The 15,194-nt window shown below is 65.6% G+C and carries 17 protein-coding genes; 15 read left to right on the top strand and 2 right to left on the bottom strand.

Features of this window, described 5'->3' with window-relative positions:
* Positions 1-208 precede the first annotated feature (208 nt).
* On the top strand, positions 209-1,417 hold the full coding sequence (gene rlmJ, locus LCI23_RS15235; protein WP_224947300.1) for a 23S rRNA (adenine(2030)-N(6))-methyltransferase RlmJ: 1,209 nt from the start codon (positions 209-211) through the stop codon (positions 1,415-1,417).
* Positions 1,418-1,536: 119 nt separating this feature from the next.
* Entirely contained in the window at positions 1,537-2,802 is a 1,266-nt protein-coding gene (locus LCI23_RS15240; RefSeq protein ID WP_224947301.1) for an EAL and HDOD domain-containing protein, read from the top strand.
* A 40-nt stretch (positions 2,803-2,842) separates the two neighbouring features.
* Here LCI23_RS15240 and LCI23_RS15245 read toward each other — a convergent pair whose 3' ends face one another.
* The gene (locus tag LCI23_RS15245) at positions 2,843-3,592 is read right to left on the bottom strand and encodes an SAM-dependent methyltransferase (protein ID WP_224947302.1); all 750 of its coding nucleotides are present in this window, start codon (positions 3,590-3,592) and stop codon (positions 2,843-2,845) included.
* Between the two features lie 22 nt (positions 3,593-3,614).
* Entirely contained in the window at positions 3,615-4,229 is a 615-nt protein-coding gene (locus tag LCI23_RS15250; protein WP_224947303.1) for a Maf family nucleotide pyrophosphatase, read from the bottom strand.
* A gap of 207 nt (positions 4,230-4,436) precedes the next feature.
* Here LCI23_RS15250 and LCI23_RS15255 point away from each other — a divergent pair, with 207 nt between their 5' ends.
* The 13 genes from LCI23_RS15255 (at position 4,437) to LCI23_RS15315 (ending at position 14,797) form a co-directional block, all read left to right on the top strand.
* Positions 4,437-4,946 carry a DUF177 domain-containing protein gene (locus LCI23_RS15255; protein ID WP_224947304.1) on the top strand — a complete coding sequence of 170 codons (510 nt, stop codon included), beginning with the start codon at positions 4,437-4,439 and terminating at the stop codon, positions 4,944-4,946.
* 227 nt (positions 4,947-5,173) lie between these two features.
* Positions 5,174-5,356 carry a 50S ribosomal protein L32 gene (gene rpmF, locus LCI23_RS15260; RefSeq protein WP_005666806.1) on the top strand — a complete coding sequence of 61 codons (183 nt, stop codon included), beginning with the start codon at positions 5,174-5,176 and terminating at the stop codon, positions 5,354-5,356.
* 223 nt (positions 5,357-5,579) lie between these two features.
* Positions 5,580-6,605, top strand: a complete 1,026-nt coding sequence (gene plsX, locus LCI23_RS15265; protein WP_224947305.1) for a phosphate acyltransferase PlsX — start codon at positions 5,580-5,582, stop codon at positions 6,603-6,605.
* A gap of 26 nt (positions 6,606-6,631) precedes the next feature.
* A complete protein-coding gene (locus LCI23_RS15270) occupies positions 6,632-7,618 on the top strand; it encodes a beta-ketoacyl-ACP synthase III (protein WP_235584459.1) in 987 nt (328 codons plus the stop codon).
* A gap of 173 nt (positions 7,619-7,791) precedes the next feature.
* Entirely contained in the window at positions 7,792-8,730 is a 939-nt protein-coding gene (fabD, locus tag LCI23_RS15275) for an ACP S-malonyltransferase (protein ID WP_224947306.1), read from the top strand.
* Positions 8,731-8,756: 26 nt separating this feature from the next.
* Positions 8,757-9,494 carry a 3-oxoacyl-ACP reductase FabG gene (gene fabG / locus LCI23_RS15280; protein WP_224947307.1) on the top strand — a complete coding sequence of 246 codons (738 nt, stop codon included), beginning with the start codon at positions 8,757-8,759 and terminating at the stop codon, positions 9,492-9,494.
* Positions 9,495-9,674: 180 nt separating this feature from the next.
* Positions 9,675-9,914, top strand: coding sequence for an acyl carrier protein (acpP, locus tag LCI23_RS15285; protein WP_020653257.1), 240 nt, complete (start codon positions 9,675-9,677; stop codon positions 9,912-9,914).
* Between the two features lie 38 nt (positions 9,915-9,952).
* Positions 9,953-11,200, top strand: coding sequence for a beta-ketoacyl-ACP synthase II (gene fabF / locus LCI23_RS15290; protein WP_224947308.1), 1,248 nt, complete (start codon positions 9,953-9,955; stop codon positions 11,198-11,200).
* Positions 11,201-11,354: 154 nt separating this feature from the next.
* On the top strand, positions 11,355-11,837 hold the full coding sequence (locus tag LCI23_RS15295) for a protein YgfX (protein WP_224947309.1): 483 nt from the start codon (positions 11,355-11,357) through the stop codon (positions 11,835-11,837).
* Positions 11,838-11,885: 48 nt separating this feature from the next.
* Positions 11,886-12,503, top strand: coding sequence for an RNA polymerase sigma factor RpoE (rpoE, locus tag LCI23_RS15300; protein ID WP_374041180.1), 618 nt, complete (start codon positions 11,886-11,888; stop codon positions 12,501-12,503).
* Positions 12,504-12,565: 62 nt separating this feature from the next.
* Entirely contained in the window at positions 12,566-12,949 is a 384-nt protein-coding gene (locus LCI23_RS15305; protein ID WP_224947311.1) for a sigma-E factor negative regulatory protein, read from the top strand.
* Between the two features lie 67 nt (positions 12,950-13,016).
* Positions 13,017-14,531, top strand: a complete 1,515-nt coding sequence (locus LCI23_RS15310; protein WP_224947312.1) for a DegQ family serine endoprotease — start codon at positions 13,017-13,019, stop codon at positions 14,529-14,531.
* The gene (locus LCI23_RS15315) at positions 14,528-14,797 is read left to right on the top strand and encodes a glutaredoxin family protein (protein ID WP_224947313.1); all 270 of its coding nucleotides are present in this window, start codon (positions 14,528-14,530) and stop codon (positions 14,795-14,797) included. Before LCI23_RS15310 ends, LCI23_RS15315 begins: the two co-directional genes overlap by 4 nt.
* The last annotated feature ends 397 nt before the right edge of the window (positions 14,798-15,194 follow it).

The following is a 15,194-nucleotide window of genomic DNA, read 5'->3' on the forward strand; positions in this document are numbered from 1 at the left end:
GATGACAATGATCGTGGCCATGATGCGCAAGATGCTGCATGTCGCCTTCGGCGTGCTAAAAAGCGGCGAAAAGTTCAAGCCGGTACTGCACGGCGCTTGACGACCATAACAGTATCTACAAAAGCCCGGGAAGTGTCGATGTAGTGGATAATGGCGCCCATTGCGCCGTTCAGACCCGGCACCGACACTTTCTCAGGAATTCCAGCTTATGTTGAGCTACCGCCACGCCTTCCACGCGGGTAACCACGCCGATGTCCTCAAACACTTCGTCCAGGTGCAATTGCACCTGTATATGAACCAGAAGGACGTGCCCTACACCTATATCGATACCCACTCCGGCGCCGGCGTCTATGCGCTGGACAGCTTCCAGGCGACCAAGACTGGCGAGTACGACACCGGGATCGGCCCCCTGTGGAACGCGACCGAGGTGCCGGCACCGCTGAAGCCTTACCTGGACCTGGTCAAGTCGATGAACCCGAGCGGCAAGATGCGCTACTACCCGGGTTCGCCCTACGTGGCCGACCAGATGGCGCGCCTGGACGACCGCCTGCGCCTGTTCGAGCTGCACCCGGCGGACGTCAAGATCCTGCACGAGAACGTGCGCAAGGCCGAGGCGCACAAGGCGGAGCAGGGCGAACGCGCGCGCGGCAAGCGCGTCATCATCGAGCATGGCGACGGCTTCCAGAGCCTGAAGAAGCTGCTGCCGCCGCCGTCGCGCCGGGCCCTGGTGCTGGTCGACCCCCCGTATGAAGTGAAGGACGACTACAAGAAGGTGCGCGACGCGCTCGAAGAAGCCCTCGGCCGCTTCCCGAGCGGCATGTATGCGGTCTGGTACCCGGTGCTGCAGCGCATGGAGTCGCGCCAGTTCCCCGACAAGCTCAAGCGCCTGCCGGCCAAGGAATGGCTGAACGTCACCCTCACCATCTCGACCCCCGGCCCGGACGGCGTCGGGCTGCACAGCAGCGGCATGTTCATCCTGAATCCGCCGTATACATTGGAAGCCATGCTGCGCGAAACCATGCCCTACCTGGTGCAGGTGCTGGGCAAGGACAGCGGCGCGCGCTTCACCATCGAGCGCGGCACCCAACTCACGGGCGCCGCCTCGGCGCGCCTGGCGGGCGAGGGACCGCGCGCCCCGGTCGGCAATGCGCGCCGCGCCAGCCCGCTGTCAGGCAAGGGCAGCCTGCGCCTGCCGGGCCAGAGCATGCTGCGCGAGGGTGAGGAGGGCGGCCCCGCCGCCAAGCCGGCCAAGCCGGCCACCCCGGCGCCGCGGCGCGCCTGGCGTCCGGACGGCAACGCGCAGGGCAAGCCGCAGGCGCCAGCCTCCAGCCCGGCACGCGCGGAAGGCAAGCGGCCTTCGGATGGCGGCCCCAGGACGGCCGGTCCGCGTCCGGGCAGCCGGAGCGGCAAGCGCTGAGCACACAATTCGATATAAAAATGCTAATAATGTCGGATTTGTAGTATAGTCTTCGAGGCGGATGTGCGCGTCCGCCGGCCGGCGCCTTCGTGCCGCAACAGTTTCCAGGAGTTTTACCGATGCATGCCGAAGCAGCGGCAGCGGCATCCGTGCCGTCCAACGATTTTTTCCTCGCGCGTCAGCCCATCCTTGGCCGGGATCAGCACCTCGTGGCATTCGAGCTGCTGTTCCGCGCCGCGGGCGAGGACGACGACGCCAAGCTGACCGACAATGCGGCGGCGACGGCGGCTGTCATTTCCCACGCATCCCAGCTCGGCATGGAGCAGGTGGTAGGCGAACGCCTGGCTTTCGTCAATGTGGACGAGGTCGTCCTGATGAGCGACTTCGTGCGTTTCCTGCCGCCCCACCAGGTTATCCTCGAAATCCTCGAGACCGTCAAGCCGACCCAGGCGTTGCTGGCGCGCGTGGCCGAGCTGAAGGAGCTCGGTTTCAAGTTCGCGGTGGACGACGTGGTCGAGCATTCGCCCGAGCTCGACCGGCTGGTCGGCCTGGTTGACGTGATCAAGGTGGACGTCAAGCTGGTGCCGCGCGAGGAACTCGAGCGCCTGGTGGCTTCGCTGCGGGCCACCGGCAAGAAGCTGCTGGCGGAAAAGGTCGAGACGCTCGACGAATTCCGGCTCTGCATGGACCTCGGCTTCGAATACTTCCAGGGCTATTATTTTGCGCGCCCGGTGATCCTGTCGGGCAAGAAGATCGCACCGTCCGAAATGGCGATCCTGCGCCTGCTGGAGCTGGTGAGCTCCGATGCCGACGCTGCCAGCATCGAGACGGCGGTCAAGCGCGACGCCCTGATCAGCCTGAACCTGCTGCGCCTGGTGAACAGCCGCGCGGCGTCCGGTACCCGGATCGAATCGCTGGCCCAGGCCCTGCAGCAGCTCGGGCGGCGCCAGCTGCAGCGCTGGCTGCAGATCCTGCTGTACACGACGGCCGGGGGCGCGGAACTGGCTTCGCCGCTGCTGCAGCTGGCCACTACCCGCGGCAAGCTGCTGGAACTGATGTCGCTGGCGCGCGCGCCGCAGGATGCGGCGCGGGCCGACCGCGCCTTCACGGTGGGCATCATGTCGCTGGCCGACGCCCTGTTCTCGATCCCGATGCGCGATATCCTCGACAACGTCGAGGTGCCGGACGAAGTGCGCGCCGCGCTGATCGAGCGGGAAGGGGAGTTCGGCACCATGCTGCGGGTGGCCGAACTGCTCGAGGCGGCCGAGGGCGGCGGCAAACTCTACAATGCGCTGTGCCGGCTGAACCTGTCGGTGGCGCAGATCCGCAGCATCGAGCTGCAAGCCTTCGACTGGGTGCGCGAGCTGACCCACGAGCCGCACTGATCGCCACGCCGGCGCGAAGGGCGCCGCGCCCCGGCTCTCCTTACTGCGCGAGGAACAGGAACACGGTCGGCTTCTTGTGGAAGTCCGGCCCCTTGCCGGCAGCCAGCGCCGCCTTCCACCTGGCCGCACTCAAGGTCCTGACCGATTCGCTCGGCAGCGACAGGTCGGTGGCCACGCACACCAGGGTGCCCGGCTGGCAGGCGCCGACCAGGGCTTCCAGCATCTGGCCGTTGCGGTAGGGGGTCTCGATCAGCAGCTGGGTCTGCTTCTCGCTGCGCGAACGGCCTTCCAGTTGCTGGATGCGCTTGCTGCGCTGGCCGGCGTCGGTCGGCAGGTAGCCATTGAAGGCGAAACTCTGGCCGTTCAGGCCGCTTGCCATCACGGCCAGCAGCAGCGAGGACGGCCCCACCAGGGGCCGTACGGGAATCCCATGCTGGTGGGCCAGGCGCACCAGGTCGGCGCCCGGATCGGCCACCGCCGGCACGCCTGCTTCCGACACCAGGCCGGCGTCGCGTCCGGCCAGCAGCGGCGCCAGCAGCTGATCGAGGGCCGCCGCCGGGGTATTCACGTTCAGTTCGGCGATCTCGATTTCCTGCAGCGGCCGCGCCAGTGGATGGTCGAGCGCGACCAGTTTCAGGAAGGCGCGCGCCGTCTTGGCGTTCTCGGCCACGAAATAATCGAGGCGCGCGGTCAGCGCCTGCACTTGCGTGGGCAGCAGGGCGGACAAGGCGCCGGATGCGGCGTCGACAGGGCCGAGGGTGTTGGGAATCAGGTAGAGGGTGCCAGGCATCGTTGATTGGTAAGGATAAGGGTTACAGGCCAAAGAAGGAGACGCCCGCGCGGCGCAGCATGCCGGTGAGCGCGATGAGGGGCAGGCCGGTGAGGGCGGTGGGGTCGTCCGACACGATCCGTTCCAGCAGGGCGATGCCCAGGCCCTCGTTCTTGGCGCTGCCTGCGCAGTCATAGGGCTGCTCGATGCGCAGGTAGGCGTCCAGTTCGGCGTCGGGCAGGTCGCGGAAGTCAACGAAGACCTGCACGTTGTCCAGCTGGACGGCGCGGGCCGGGTCGGGCGCGCGGCTGTCCCACAGGCACAGGGCCGTATGGAAGACGACGCGCCGGCCGCGCATCAGTTGCAGCTGCGCCAGGGCGCGCGCATGGTCGCCGGGTTTGCCGATCTGCATGCCGTCCAGCGTGGCAACCTGGTCCGAGCCGATCACCAGCGCGCCGGGCGCCCGCGCCGCCACCGCCGCGGCCTTCCCGCGCGCCAGGCGCAGGGCGGTATCCTGCGGGGCCTCGCCGGGCAGCGGCGCTTCGTCGATGTCGGGGGCAATCGCCTCGAAAGGTAGTTGCAGGCGCGACAGCAGTTCGCGGCGGTAGGCGGAGCTGGAAGCGAGAATGAGGCGCGGCGGCGCGGAACTTGGTATCATTGCGGTCGGCAAAGCAATAAGCTATAAGAAAAGCTGATACATCCGGGTCTCGAACAAGAGAACGCGATAAATAAGCCTGCTGATACGGAATCGACTTGCCGGACCCTGGATACGGCATACAACGCGGGCTGCCGAAAACAGCGCAAGTCTTTGACTCTGCGGCGAGAAGCCTGTTATTATCGCAGGTTTTCCGGGGAAGTTTTCCAAATGAGCGCTTTTGTCATTGACGCCTTCGAGTTTTGCCGGAATAGCGGACACCGCGAGGGCGTGACGCCCGTTGCCGAGATGACCCGTCTGGCCGCTGAATGCGCCGACAAGTCCGGTGGCGCGTCCGGCGAGATTCGCTGGTCGATCGACGGCGGACTGACCAGGCAGGGTTATCCGTCGATGACCCTGGCGGTCACCGGCCCCGTGAAGCTGGTCTGCCAGCGTTGCCTGACCCCGATGGATTACCAGATCGACTCGTCCACCATGCTGGTGCTCGGCAAGGACGACGAGGATGCGGACGCGATCGAGGAAATCCTCGACGACGAGAGCATCGACGTGATCGTCGGCAGCCGCGAGTGCGATATCCGCCAGTTGCTGGAAGACGAAGCCCTGCTGGCCCTGCCGCAGGCACCGAAGCACGAGGTATGTCCGGACACCAAGCTGCTGGATGGCCTCAAGACCGAGAAGGTCTCGCCGTTCGCGGCCCTGAAAAATCTCAAGCCAGAGTAAAAACCGAATTTGTAGTACCGCAGCGTAGCAAGGCAGCACCCGCAGTACGACTGAAAGAACGTGTCAAACGCGTGCAGTAGTCGAGTATGGCAGTAGGCAGTGATGTAGGCAGCGTTAAAACATGTCGGCAATGGATTGAATAAGAAATTGCCGCTGGGATACTCGATCTGCAAGTATTTGCAAGTCGAATGTGTTAGAATTTTAGAACTTATGTATTAGGAGTCATCATGGCAGTTCAGCAGAATAAGAAGTCCCCGTCGAAGCGCGGCATGCACCGTTCGCACGATTTCCTGACCGCACCGAACCTGGCAGTCGAGCCGACCACCGGCGAAACCCACCTGCGTCACCACATCAGCCCGAACGGTTTCTACCGTGGCCGTAAAGTCCTGAAGACCAAGAACGACGAATAATCGCCGTCTTGTTGTTCAGTACCATGGAAGCGGTGCGACGTATGTTCTGTGCGTGGCGCCGCTTTTTCTTTCGCATTTCCGTTCTTAGCGGCTGCAACAAGCTTGCACTCCGTCATTTTGAATTGCGTGGACCATGGCTGGCCCCGTGCCATGCCCGATCCCATCCTGCCGCCCGCCGTATCGCCTGTCTTGCTCGTCTTGCCTGAGCCGGCATCCCTAACAAATGACAATCACCATATCCATTGACTGCATGGGCGGAGACCACGGCCCCTCAGTTACCATTCCGGCAGCCATTTCGTTTCTAAAAAAACAAGCTGACGTCCACCTCATCCTGGTGGGTCTCGAAGATACCCTGCGCGCCGAGCTCAAGAAGCATCGCGCGGAAGGCCATCCCCGTATGACCGTCAAGCACGCGACCGAGGTCGTGACCATGGACGATCCCCTGGAAATCGCCCTGCGCAAGAAGAAGGATTCGTCGATGCGCGTGGCGATCGAGCTGGTCAAGGACGGCGGGGCCAATGCCTGCGTCTCGGCCGGCAATACCGGCGCCCTGATGGCCGTCTCGCGCTATGTGCTCAAGACCATGGCCGGTGTCGACCGTCCGGCGATCTGCTCGATCATGCCGAACCAGAAGAACGGCCCGACCTACATGCTCGACCTGGGCGCCAACGTGGACTGCGAACCGCACCACCTGCACCAGTTCGCCATCATGGGCTCGGTGCTGTGCTCGGCGATGGAAGGCATTCCACGCCCCAGCATCGGCCTGCTCAACGTCGGCACCGAGGAAATCAAGGGCAACGACGTGGTCAAGGCCACCGGGGTCCTGCTGCGCGCCGACCATGAGCGCGGCAAGCTGAACTTCCACGGCAATGTGGAAGGCAATGACATCTTCAAGGGCACCGTGGACGTGGTGGTCTGCGACGGCTTCGTCGGCAACGTCACGCTCAAGGCGGTCGAAGGTCTGTCGCGCTTCTTCAAGTCGGTGTTCACCGAGAACATCCTGTCGATCGCCGGCGCCTTGCTGGCCCGGAAATCGCTGAAGAAACTCAATCCCGAGCGCTACAATGGCGCCGGTCTGCTGGGCCTGAAAGGCCTGGTGTTCAAGAGCCACGGCGGGGCCAATGCCTTCGCCTTCGAGTGGGCAATCAAGCGCGCCTACGACGCGGCCAAATACGATGTCCAAGAGCAACTGTCGGCGCTGATCGCCGAACTGATGCCGACTTCGCCTGACTCCCAGCGCCAGGCGTAACCAGAACCAAGCAGGATGGTGGAGAGATGACTGTGTATAGCAAGATCACCGGTACCGGCAGCTACCTGCCGGCCAAGCGCGTCACCAACGACGCGCTCGCGGCCCAGCTGGCCGAGAGCGGCATCGAGACGTCCGACGAATGGATCGTCACCCGCAGCGGCATCGAGAGCCGCCACTATGCGGCCCCCGACGAGAACGCTTCCGACTTGGCCGTGCATGCCGCGCGCAAGGCGCTGGAAAGCGCCGGCCGCCAGCCCGGCGACATCGAACTGGTGATCGTCGCCAGCTCCACCCCGGATTTCCACGGCAGCTTCCCGAGTACCGCCTGCATCGTGCAGCAGAAGCTCGGCATGGCCAACAACAGCGCCGCGTTCGACGTGCAGGCCGTGTGCAGCGGCTTCGTGTACGCGGTCTCGACCGCCGACGCCTTCATCCGCGCCGGCGTCTACAAGTCGGTGCTGGTGATCGGCGCCGAAGTCTTCTCGCGCATCCTCGACTTCAGCGACCGCACCACCTGCGTGCTGTTCGGCGACGGCGCCGGCGCCGTGGTGCTGGAAGCCTCGAACGAAGCCGGCATCCTGGCCACCAAGCTGCACGCCGACGGCAGCCACGCCGGCATCCTGTCGGTGCCGGGCAACCTGGCCGGCGGCGCGGTCGCCGGCAGCGGCTTCCTCTACATGGATGGCCCGGCCGTGTTCAAGCTGGCCGTCACGGTGCTGGAAGAAGTGGCCAAGGAAGCGCTGGCCCATGCGCAGATGCAGGCCTCCGACATCGACTGGCTGATCCCGCACCAGGCCAACCTGCGCATCATGAAGGGCACCGCCAAGAAGCTTGGCCTGCCGATGGAAAAGATGGTCGTCACCGTCGACCAGCATGGCAACACCTCGGCCGCCTCGATCCCGCTGGCGCTCGATGCCGCCATGCGCGACGGACGCATCCGCAAGGGTGATAACGTGCTGATGGAAGGCGTCGGCGGCGGTTTCACCTGGGGCGCGATCCTCGCCCGCATGTAATATTTTCCCGCGCATGTGCGCGTGGTCGGCACGCTGTTGCGGCGGCGGACCGGTGCGTTGGGCGTAGGGTGGGCGGCTTGCCGCCCACGCGTTCAGGCATCAGATGCGTTGCCACAGTGCGTCCCTGAGTTGAACGCGTGGGCGGAGATCCGCCCACCCTACGGAGAACAATAATGAACAAATTCGCATTCCTGTTTACGGGCCAGGGCGCCCAGGCCGTCGGCATGCTGAACGGCTTCGCCGGCAACCCGGTCGTGGAGCAGACCGTGCTGGAAGCCTCGGATGCCCTCGGCTTCGACATCGGCAAGCTGATCGCCGAAGGCCCGAAGGAAGACCTCGACCTCACCACCAACACCCAGCCCGTCATGCTGACGGCGGCCGTCGCCGTATACCGCGCCTGGATCGCGGCCGGCGGCCCGGTCCCGAGCGTGGTGGCGGGCCACAGCCTGGGCGAGTACTCGGCCCTGGTCGCCGCCGGTGTGATTCAATTCAAGGATGCGGTGCCACTGGTGCGCTTCCGCGCGCAGGCGATGCAGGACGCGGTGCCGGTCGGGCAGGGCGGCATGGCCGTCGTGCTGGGCCTGGGCGCAGACGACGTGCGCGCGGTCTGCGCCGAAGCAGCCCAGGGCGAGGTGGTCGAAGCGGTCAACTTCAACGAGCCGACCCAGATCGTGATCGCCGGCCATGCTGGCGCGATCGACCGCGCCTGCGAGATCGCCAAGGCCAGGGGTGCCAAGCGCGCCATGAAGCTGGCCGTGTCGGCGCCTTTCCACTCCTCGCTGCTCAAGCCTGCCTCGGACCGCCTGCGCGACTATATGGAAAACATCGCCTTCTCGGCGCCGCGGATCGACTTGATCAACAACGTCGACGTCGCTATCCTGCACGATCCGGCTGCGATCAAGGATGCCCTGGTGCGCCAGGCCGCCGGCCCGGTGCGCTGGGTCGAGACGATGCAGAAGATGGCGGCAAGCGGCGTCACCCAGGTGATCGAGTGCGCCCCGAGCAAGACCCTGATCGGCATGGCCAAGCGCATCGATCCGGTGCTGGCCGGCGAAGCCCTGGTGGACCAGGCCGCGCTGGAGCGCGTGCTGGCATCGGTCCAGGCCGCCTGAATACACACGACAAGAAAAGGAAGAGCATGAACCTGCAGAACCAAGTCGCCCTCGTCACCGGCGCATCGCGCGGCATCGGCAAGGCCATCGCGCTGGAGCTGGCGCGCCAGGGCGCGAAAGTGGTCGGCACCGCCACCAGCGAAGCCGGCGCGCAAGCGATCAGCGATTACCTGAACGCGTTCGGCGGCAAGGGCGTGGTCCTGAATGTCACCGACGCCGCCCAGTGCGGCGCCGTGGTCGACGAGGTGCAGAAAACCTGCGGCAGCCTGTCCATCCTGGTCAACAATGCCGGCATCACCCAGGACAACCTGGCCATGCGCATGAAAGACGAGGAGTGGGACAGCGTCATCGCGACCAACCTGACGGCCGTCGGCCGCCTGTCGCGCCTGGTGCTGCGCGGGATGATGAAGGCCAGGCACGGCCGCATCATCAACATCACCTCGGTGGTGGGCGCCTCGGGCAACCCGGGCCAGATGAACTACGCCGCCGCCAAGGCCGGCGTGGCCGGCATGACCCGCGCCCTGGCGCGCGAGATCGGCAGCCGCAACATCACCGTCAACTGCGTGGCGCCGGGCTTCATCGATACCGACATGACCAAGGCGCTGGGCGAAGACCAGCATGGCGCACTGCTGCAGCAGATCCCGCTGGGCCGCCTGGGCCAGCCGGAGGACATCGCCCACGCCGTGGCCTTCCTGGCCGGCCCGACCGCCGCCTACATCACGGGCAGCGAACTGCACGTGAATGGCGGCATGTACATGAATTGATCGCGAAAAGCAGGCGAAGCGTGCCCGGCTGCGCGCGTGCGTGCACGAGAAACGGCGCATTCGCTTCTTTTAGCAGTAATTTCGGTGGAAATAGCGGTAATCGCCGAAAGTAGTTTTTCACGGCGCAAACCTGATAAAATGCGCGCACTTTCCGCAACACATACCTAATGGAGCCATAACATGTCGGATATCGAACAACGCGTTAAAAAAATCGTCGCTGAGCAACTGGGTGTTGCAGAAGCAGACATCAAAATCGAATCCTCGTTCGTTGACGACCTCGGCGCTGACTCGCTGGACACCGTGGAACTGGTGATGGCACTGGAAGACGAGTTCGAAATGGAAATCCCTGACGAGCAGGCTGAGAAGATCACCACCGTCAAGCAAGCCATCGACTACGCCACCGCGCACGTCAAGGCCTAAGCTGTCGCTGTCGCTTTAAAAGTTTCTGGGAGAATCGCTTGAGCCGTTCACGCAACCGCCGTGTCGTCGTTACCGGCCTGGGCTGCATTTCACCTATCGGCAACACCATTGCCGAGGCGTGGGAAGCGGCGCTGGCCGGTAAGTCGGGCATTGCCAACATTACCAAGTTCGATGCCTCGCAGTTCACGACCCGTTTCGCCGGCGAAGTGAAGAACTTCAATGTCGAGGATTACCTGCCGGGCAAGGAAGGCCGCCACATGGATAGCTTCATCCATTACGGCATGGCCGCCGGCATCCAGGCCCTGCAGGATTCGGGCCTGGTCGTGACCGAGGAAAACGCGGACCGCATCGGTGTGACCATCGGTTCGGGCATCGGCGGCCTGCCGATGATCGAAGCCACCAAGGAAGAGTACATGGCCAAGGGTCCGCGCCGGATCTCGCCGTTCTTCGTGCCGGCCTCGATCATCAACATGATCTCGGGCGATCTCTCGATCAAATTCGGCCTGCGCGGCCCGAACCTGGCGATCGTTACCGCCTGCACCACCGGCCTGCACTGCATCGGCGCGGCTGCCCGCCTGATCGAATACGGCGACGCGGACGTGATGATCGCCGGCGGCGCCGAGTCGACCGTCTCGCCGCTGGGCCTGGGCGGCTTCGCTTCGGCCAGGGCGCTGTCCACCCGCAACGAGGATCCGACCACCGCGTCGCGTCCGTGGGACCAGGACCGCGACGGCTTCGTGCTGGGCGAGGGCGCCGGCGTGATGGTGCTCGAAGAGTACGAACACGCGGTCAAGCGCGGCGCGAAGATCTATGCGGAAGTCATCGGCTTCGGCATGAGCGCGGACGCCAACCACATCACCTCGCCGGTCGAGGACGGCAGCGGCGCCGCCCGCTGCATGGTGGCGGCCCTGCACAACGCCGGCCTGAACGCCAGCGAAGTCCACTACGTCAATGCGCACGGCACCTCGACGCCGCTGGGCGACGTGGCGGAAGTGCGCGGCATCAAGCGCGTATTCGGCGACCATGCGAAGAACATCGTCGTGAACTCGACCAAGTCGATGACCGGCCACCTGCTCGGTGGCGCCGGCGGCCTGGAATCGGTGTTCACCGTGCTGGCGATCCACAAGCAGGTCTCGCCGCCGACGATCAATATCTTCAACCAGGATCCGGAATGCGACCTGGACTTCTGCGCGAACACGGCGCGGGACATGAAGATCGACTACGCGGTCAAGAACTCCTTCGGCTTCGGCGGTACCAACGGTACCCTCGTGTTCGCGAAAGTCTGAACCTGACCACGCCCATTCCGGTCTAACCGGGATGGGCGCCTGACAGCCTCGACCGTTCGGTCCTGCGCTTCCTTCGTTGCAGCGCCGTGCTCTTTGCGCGGTCCCGGCTTGCGGCGCCCGTATTACCCCCCCTTGCTAACTGTCTCCTGCCGCCATGCCGCATGCGCTGAGCATCGTCATCGCGCCCTCGCGCCGCCTGCGCTGGCTGCTGGCGACCATGGGCGCCGTGCTGGCCGCCGCCGCGGCCGGCGTCTCCATGGCTGCGCCCGGCCACAACCGCGCAGTCATCCTGGCCGTGGCCATGTTGCTGGCCGCCTCCCTGTCGCTGCTGCATGCTGCGCTGCGGCGCGCAACGCAGCAGCGCATTGATCTTTCTGGACCCAGCCAGCTACACCTGACGGTACAACAGGGTGTGCGGCCGGACAGCCAGACCTCGCTACCGGCGCGGCTGCTGCCTGGCTCGACAGTGTGGCCGCGGATGATGGTGCTGCGCCTGGGCCTGGACAATGGCCGTTGCCGGACGCTGGCGGTCCTGCCCGACAGCGTGTCGCCAGACGGCTTCCGTGCCCTGGCGGTGGCGTTCGGTGCGGGCCACGGGGCAGTGGACGCGTCATCGATCGCGCACAAAATACTTTGAACTTATTGCAGCGGGCCAACTCTTAATCAGGGAGGGCCGGTGCAGCCGATGGGGCAGGGGTCCGTGACGACAGAACGCGAGGGAGATCAGGCGCTAGTGGAGCGCGTCCAGGGGGGAGACCGGGGCGCGTTCGACCTGCTCGTGGCCAAGTACCAGCGCCGCCTGATGCGCCTGGTGTCGCGCCTTGTGCACGATCCGGCCGAAGCCGAGGACGTGGTGCAGGAAACCTTTATCAAGGCCTTCCGCGCCTTGCGCCATTTTCGCGGCGACTCAGCCTTTTATACCTGGCTGTACCGGATCGGGATCAACACCGCCAAGAACTACCTCGTGACGCAGGGGCGCCGTGCACCGACCTCTACCGAGGCCGATGCGGAACGGGCGGAAGGATTCGACGATGCGGACAGCTTGCGCGACATAAACACGCCCGAGTCGATGTTGGCAAGCAAGCAGATCGCCCAGACGGTGAATGCCGCCATGGAGGCGCTACCACTGGAGTTGCGCACGGCGATCGTGTTGCGGGAGATTGAAGGATTGAGCTACGAAGAGATCTCCGAGGTCATGGCCTGCCCAATCGGCACTGTGCGCAGCCGGATTTTCCGCGCGCGCGAAGTTATCGCCGAGAAATTGCGTCCATTACTCGATTTCCCGGTTGACAAACGCCGCTGAATAGCGGGATCGTAGGCGGGCGGAACAGCAAACAGGGCGCAGGCTGGCAAAGCGGCAATCACATGGACACCAACAGGAAGACACGCGAAACCATCTCGGCCTTTGCCGACGGTGAACTGCCGGAGAGCGAGCACGAACTCGCACTGGCTTCGCTGCGCGAACCTGACGGGCGCCAGACCTGGGACCTGTACCACCGCATCGGCGACCTGCTGCGCGCACTGCCGCCGGCGCCCGGGTATGCGCCGGCGCTGTCGCCCGCTTTTTCCGGCCGTCTCGCCGCCAGGCTCGCCGCCGAACCGCTGCCGCCGCGGCGCGCCCCGACCGCGCCCGCCAGCGCGGCCGGAGCCCTGTCCGCCATGCCTCCAACGCTCGCGCCGCCCGACGGCGCCGATGGCGCGCAGCCGGCGTCGGGCGCCACCGCCTGTGCATTGACCCGCATCCCGTAACGCGCAGCGCGACAAGCCGGGGGTTTTGGCTTACCATAAAGTCAATCTCAGTCTTCCATGCCATCCCATGACCCGCGATTCGTCCAGCGCGCAGCTGCGCGCCCCATCCCGACTGTCTCTCCCTGCACGCGCCGTGCGCGGCGCCGGCCTGGCCCTGTCCCTCCTGCTGGCCTGGGGTGCCGTCCCGCCCGGCGCACTGGCGGCGGCGCCGGTGCAGGCCCCGGTCGTGACCGGCCTGCCCGATTTTTCCGACCTGATCGACAAGGTCGGTCCGGCCGTCGTGAACATCCGCACCACCGAGCGCATCACGCGCGGCCAGGGCGTGCCCGGCGAAGAGGAAATGCAGGAATTCCTGCGCCGCTTCTTTGGCGGCCAGATCCCGCGTGGCGGCCGCGGCAGCCGGCCTGGCGGGCAGGGCGGCGGCGTGGAAGAACAGGTAACGCGCGGCGTCGGTTCCGGCTTCATCATTTCGGCCGACGGCTTCGTGCTCACCAATGCCCACGTGGTGGAGGGCGCCGACGAAGTCACCGTCACGCTCACCGACCGCCGCGAGTTCAAGGCCAAGGTACTCGGTGCCGACCGCCGTTCCGACGTGGCACTGCTCAAGCTCTCGGCGGGCAACCTGCCCTACCTGCGCACTGGCGACTCGAGCAAGATCCGGGTCGGGGAATGGGTGGTGGCGATCGGTTCGCCCTTCAACCTCGATAACACCGTGACCGCCGGCATCATCTCGGCCAAGTCGCGCGATACCGGCGAATACCTGCCGCTGATCCAGTCCGACGTCGCCGTCAATCCGGGCAACTCGGGCGGCCCCCTGATCAACATGCGCGGCGAAGTCATCGGCATCAATTCGCAGATCGCCACGCTCTCGGGCGCCTATAACGGCATTTCCTTCGCCGTGCCGATCGACGAAGTGATGCGCGTCGCCGAGCAGCTAAAAACCACTGGCAAGGTCACCCGCGGGCGCCTCGGCGTGCAGATCAGCGAAGTCACGCGCGACGTCGCCGAGTCGCTCGGCCTGGGCAAGGCGCGCGGCGCGGAAGTCGCAATGGTGGAGGCCGGCGGCCCCGCGGAAAAGGCGGGGATCAAGGTCGGCGACATCATCCTGAAGTTCAACAGCCAGGCGATCGACACCACGCGCGACCTGCCGCGCCTGGTCGGTGCCACCAAGGTCGGCAGCCGCGCCATCGTCACCGTCTGGCGTCGCGGCAGCCAGCTCGAGTTGCCAGTCACCATCGTCGAGTTGCAGGAAGAGAAGTCCCCCACCGCCCGTCCGGCACCGAAGAAGCCGGCGCCCGGCGTGGCGCCGAATGCGCTCGGCCTGGTGGTGTCTGACATCACCCCGGCCCAGCGCGGCGAGCTCGGCGTCGATAGCGGCGTGCTGGTCGAGAATGTCCAGGGCGGTGCGGCCACTGCCGGCATCCAGCCAGGCGACGTGATTTCCCAGGTCGGCAACTCGCCGGTGGGCAATGCCGCCCAGTTCAATGCCCTGGTCGCCAAGCTCGATCCGAAGAAGCCGGTGGCCCTCCTGGTGCGGCGCGAGGGCGTCAGCCAGTACGTCGTCGTGAAACCGCGCCAATGAGCGTGCCGCCGGTGCGGGTAATTCCCTTCACGCTGTACTCGCGCAGCTATTGCCACCTGTGCGAGGACATGCGGCAGGCGCTGCTGGCGCTGCAGCGCCCCGGCGAGCGCTTCGAGGTCGAGGTGCTCGACGTCGATGCCGATCCGGCCCTGCTGGCGCGCTTCGACGAACTGGTGCCGGTGCTGTTCGGCGACCCGTCCGGGCAGGAGCTGTGCCATTACTTCCTCGATGCGGCGGCCGCGCGCGGCTGGGCCGACGCCGCGTAGGGTGGGCGGCTTGTCCCGGCCGCCGACCAGTCCGAGGATCCAGCGCCGCCCACGCGTTCAACGCCAGCGCGCAGGACGCCGTGCAGGGCGGGACAGGCGGCGCGTGGGCAGCGCGCGCAAGGCGGCATAGTACCCGGCGCGATAGCGCCGCCGCCTTGCGAATCCGGCCAGATCGTCGCGGACCGGCAAGAAAACCTGCTTTCTGCCTGGCAGCTGCCCCAAAACCGGGCTTTCCGACGCGGAATCCGGTAAAATGCCGGGGTCGGAAAAGCGTCTGCCTTTTGCACGCGCCATTCCATCGCTTTCGCAAGCGCTTCGGCCGGGGCCCGGCATGCCCCCACGGAGCGCTTTTTTGCATGACGATTTCGTTTTGTCCTGATCGCTGTAGCCTGCCGCG

Origin of the sequence: Massilia sp. MS-15 (genome assembly GCF_020176695.1) — a bacterium.
GTDB lineage: Bacteria > Pseudomonadota > Gammaproteobacteria > Burkholderiales > Burkholderiaceae_D > Telluria > Telluria hydrophila.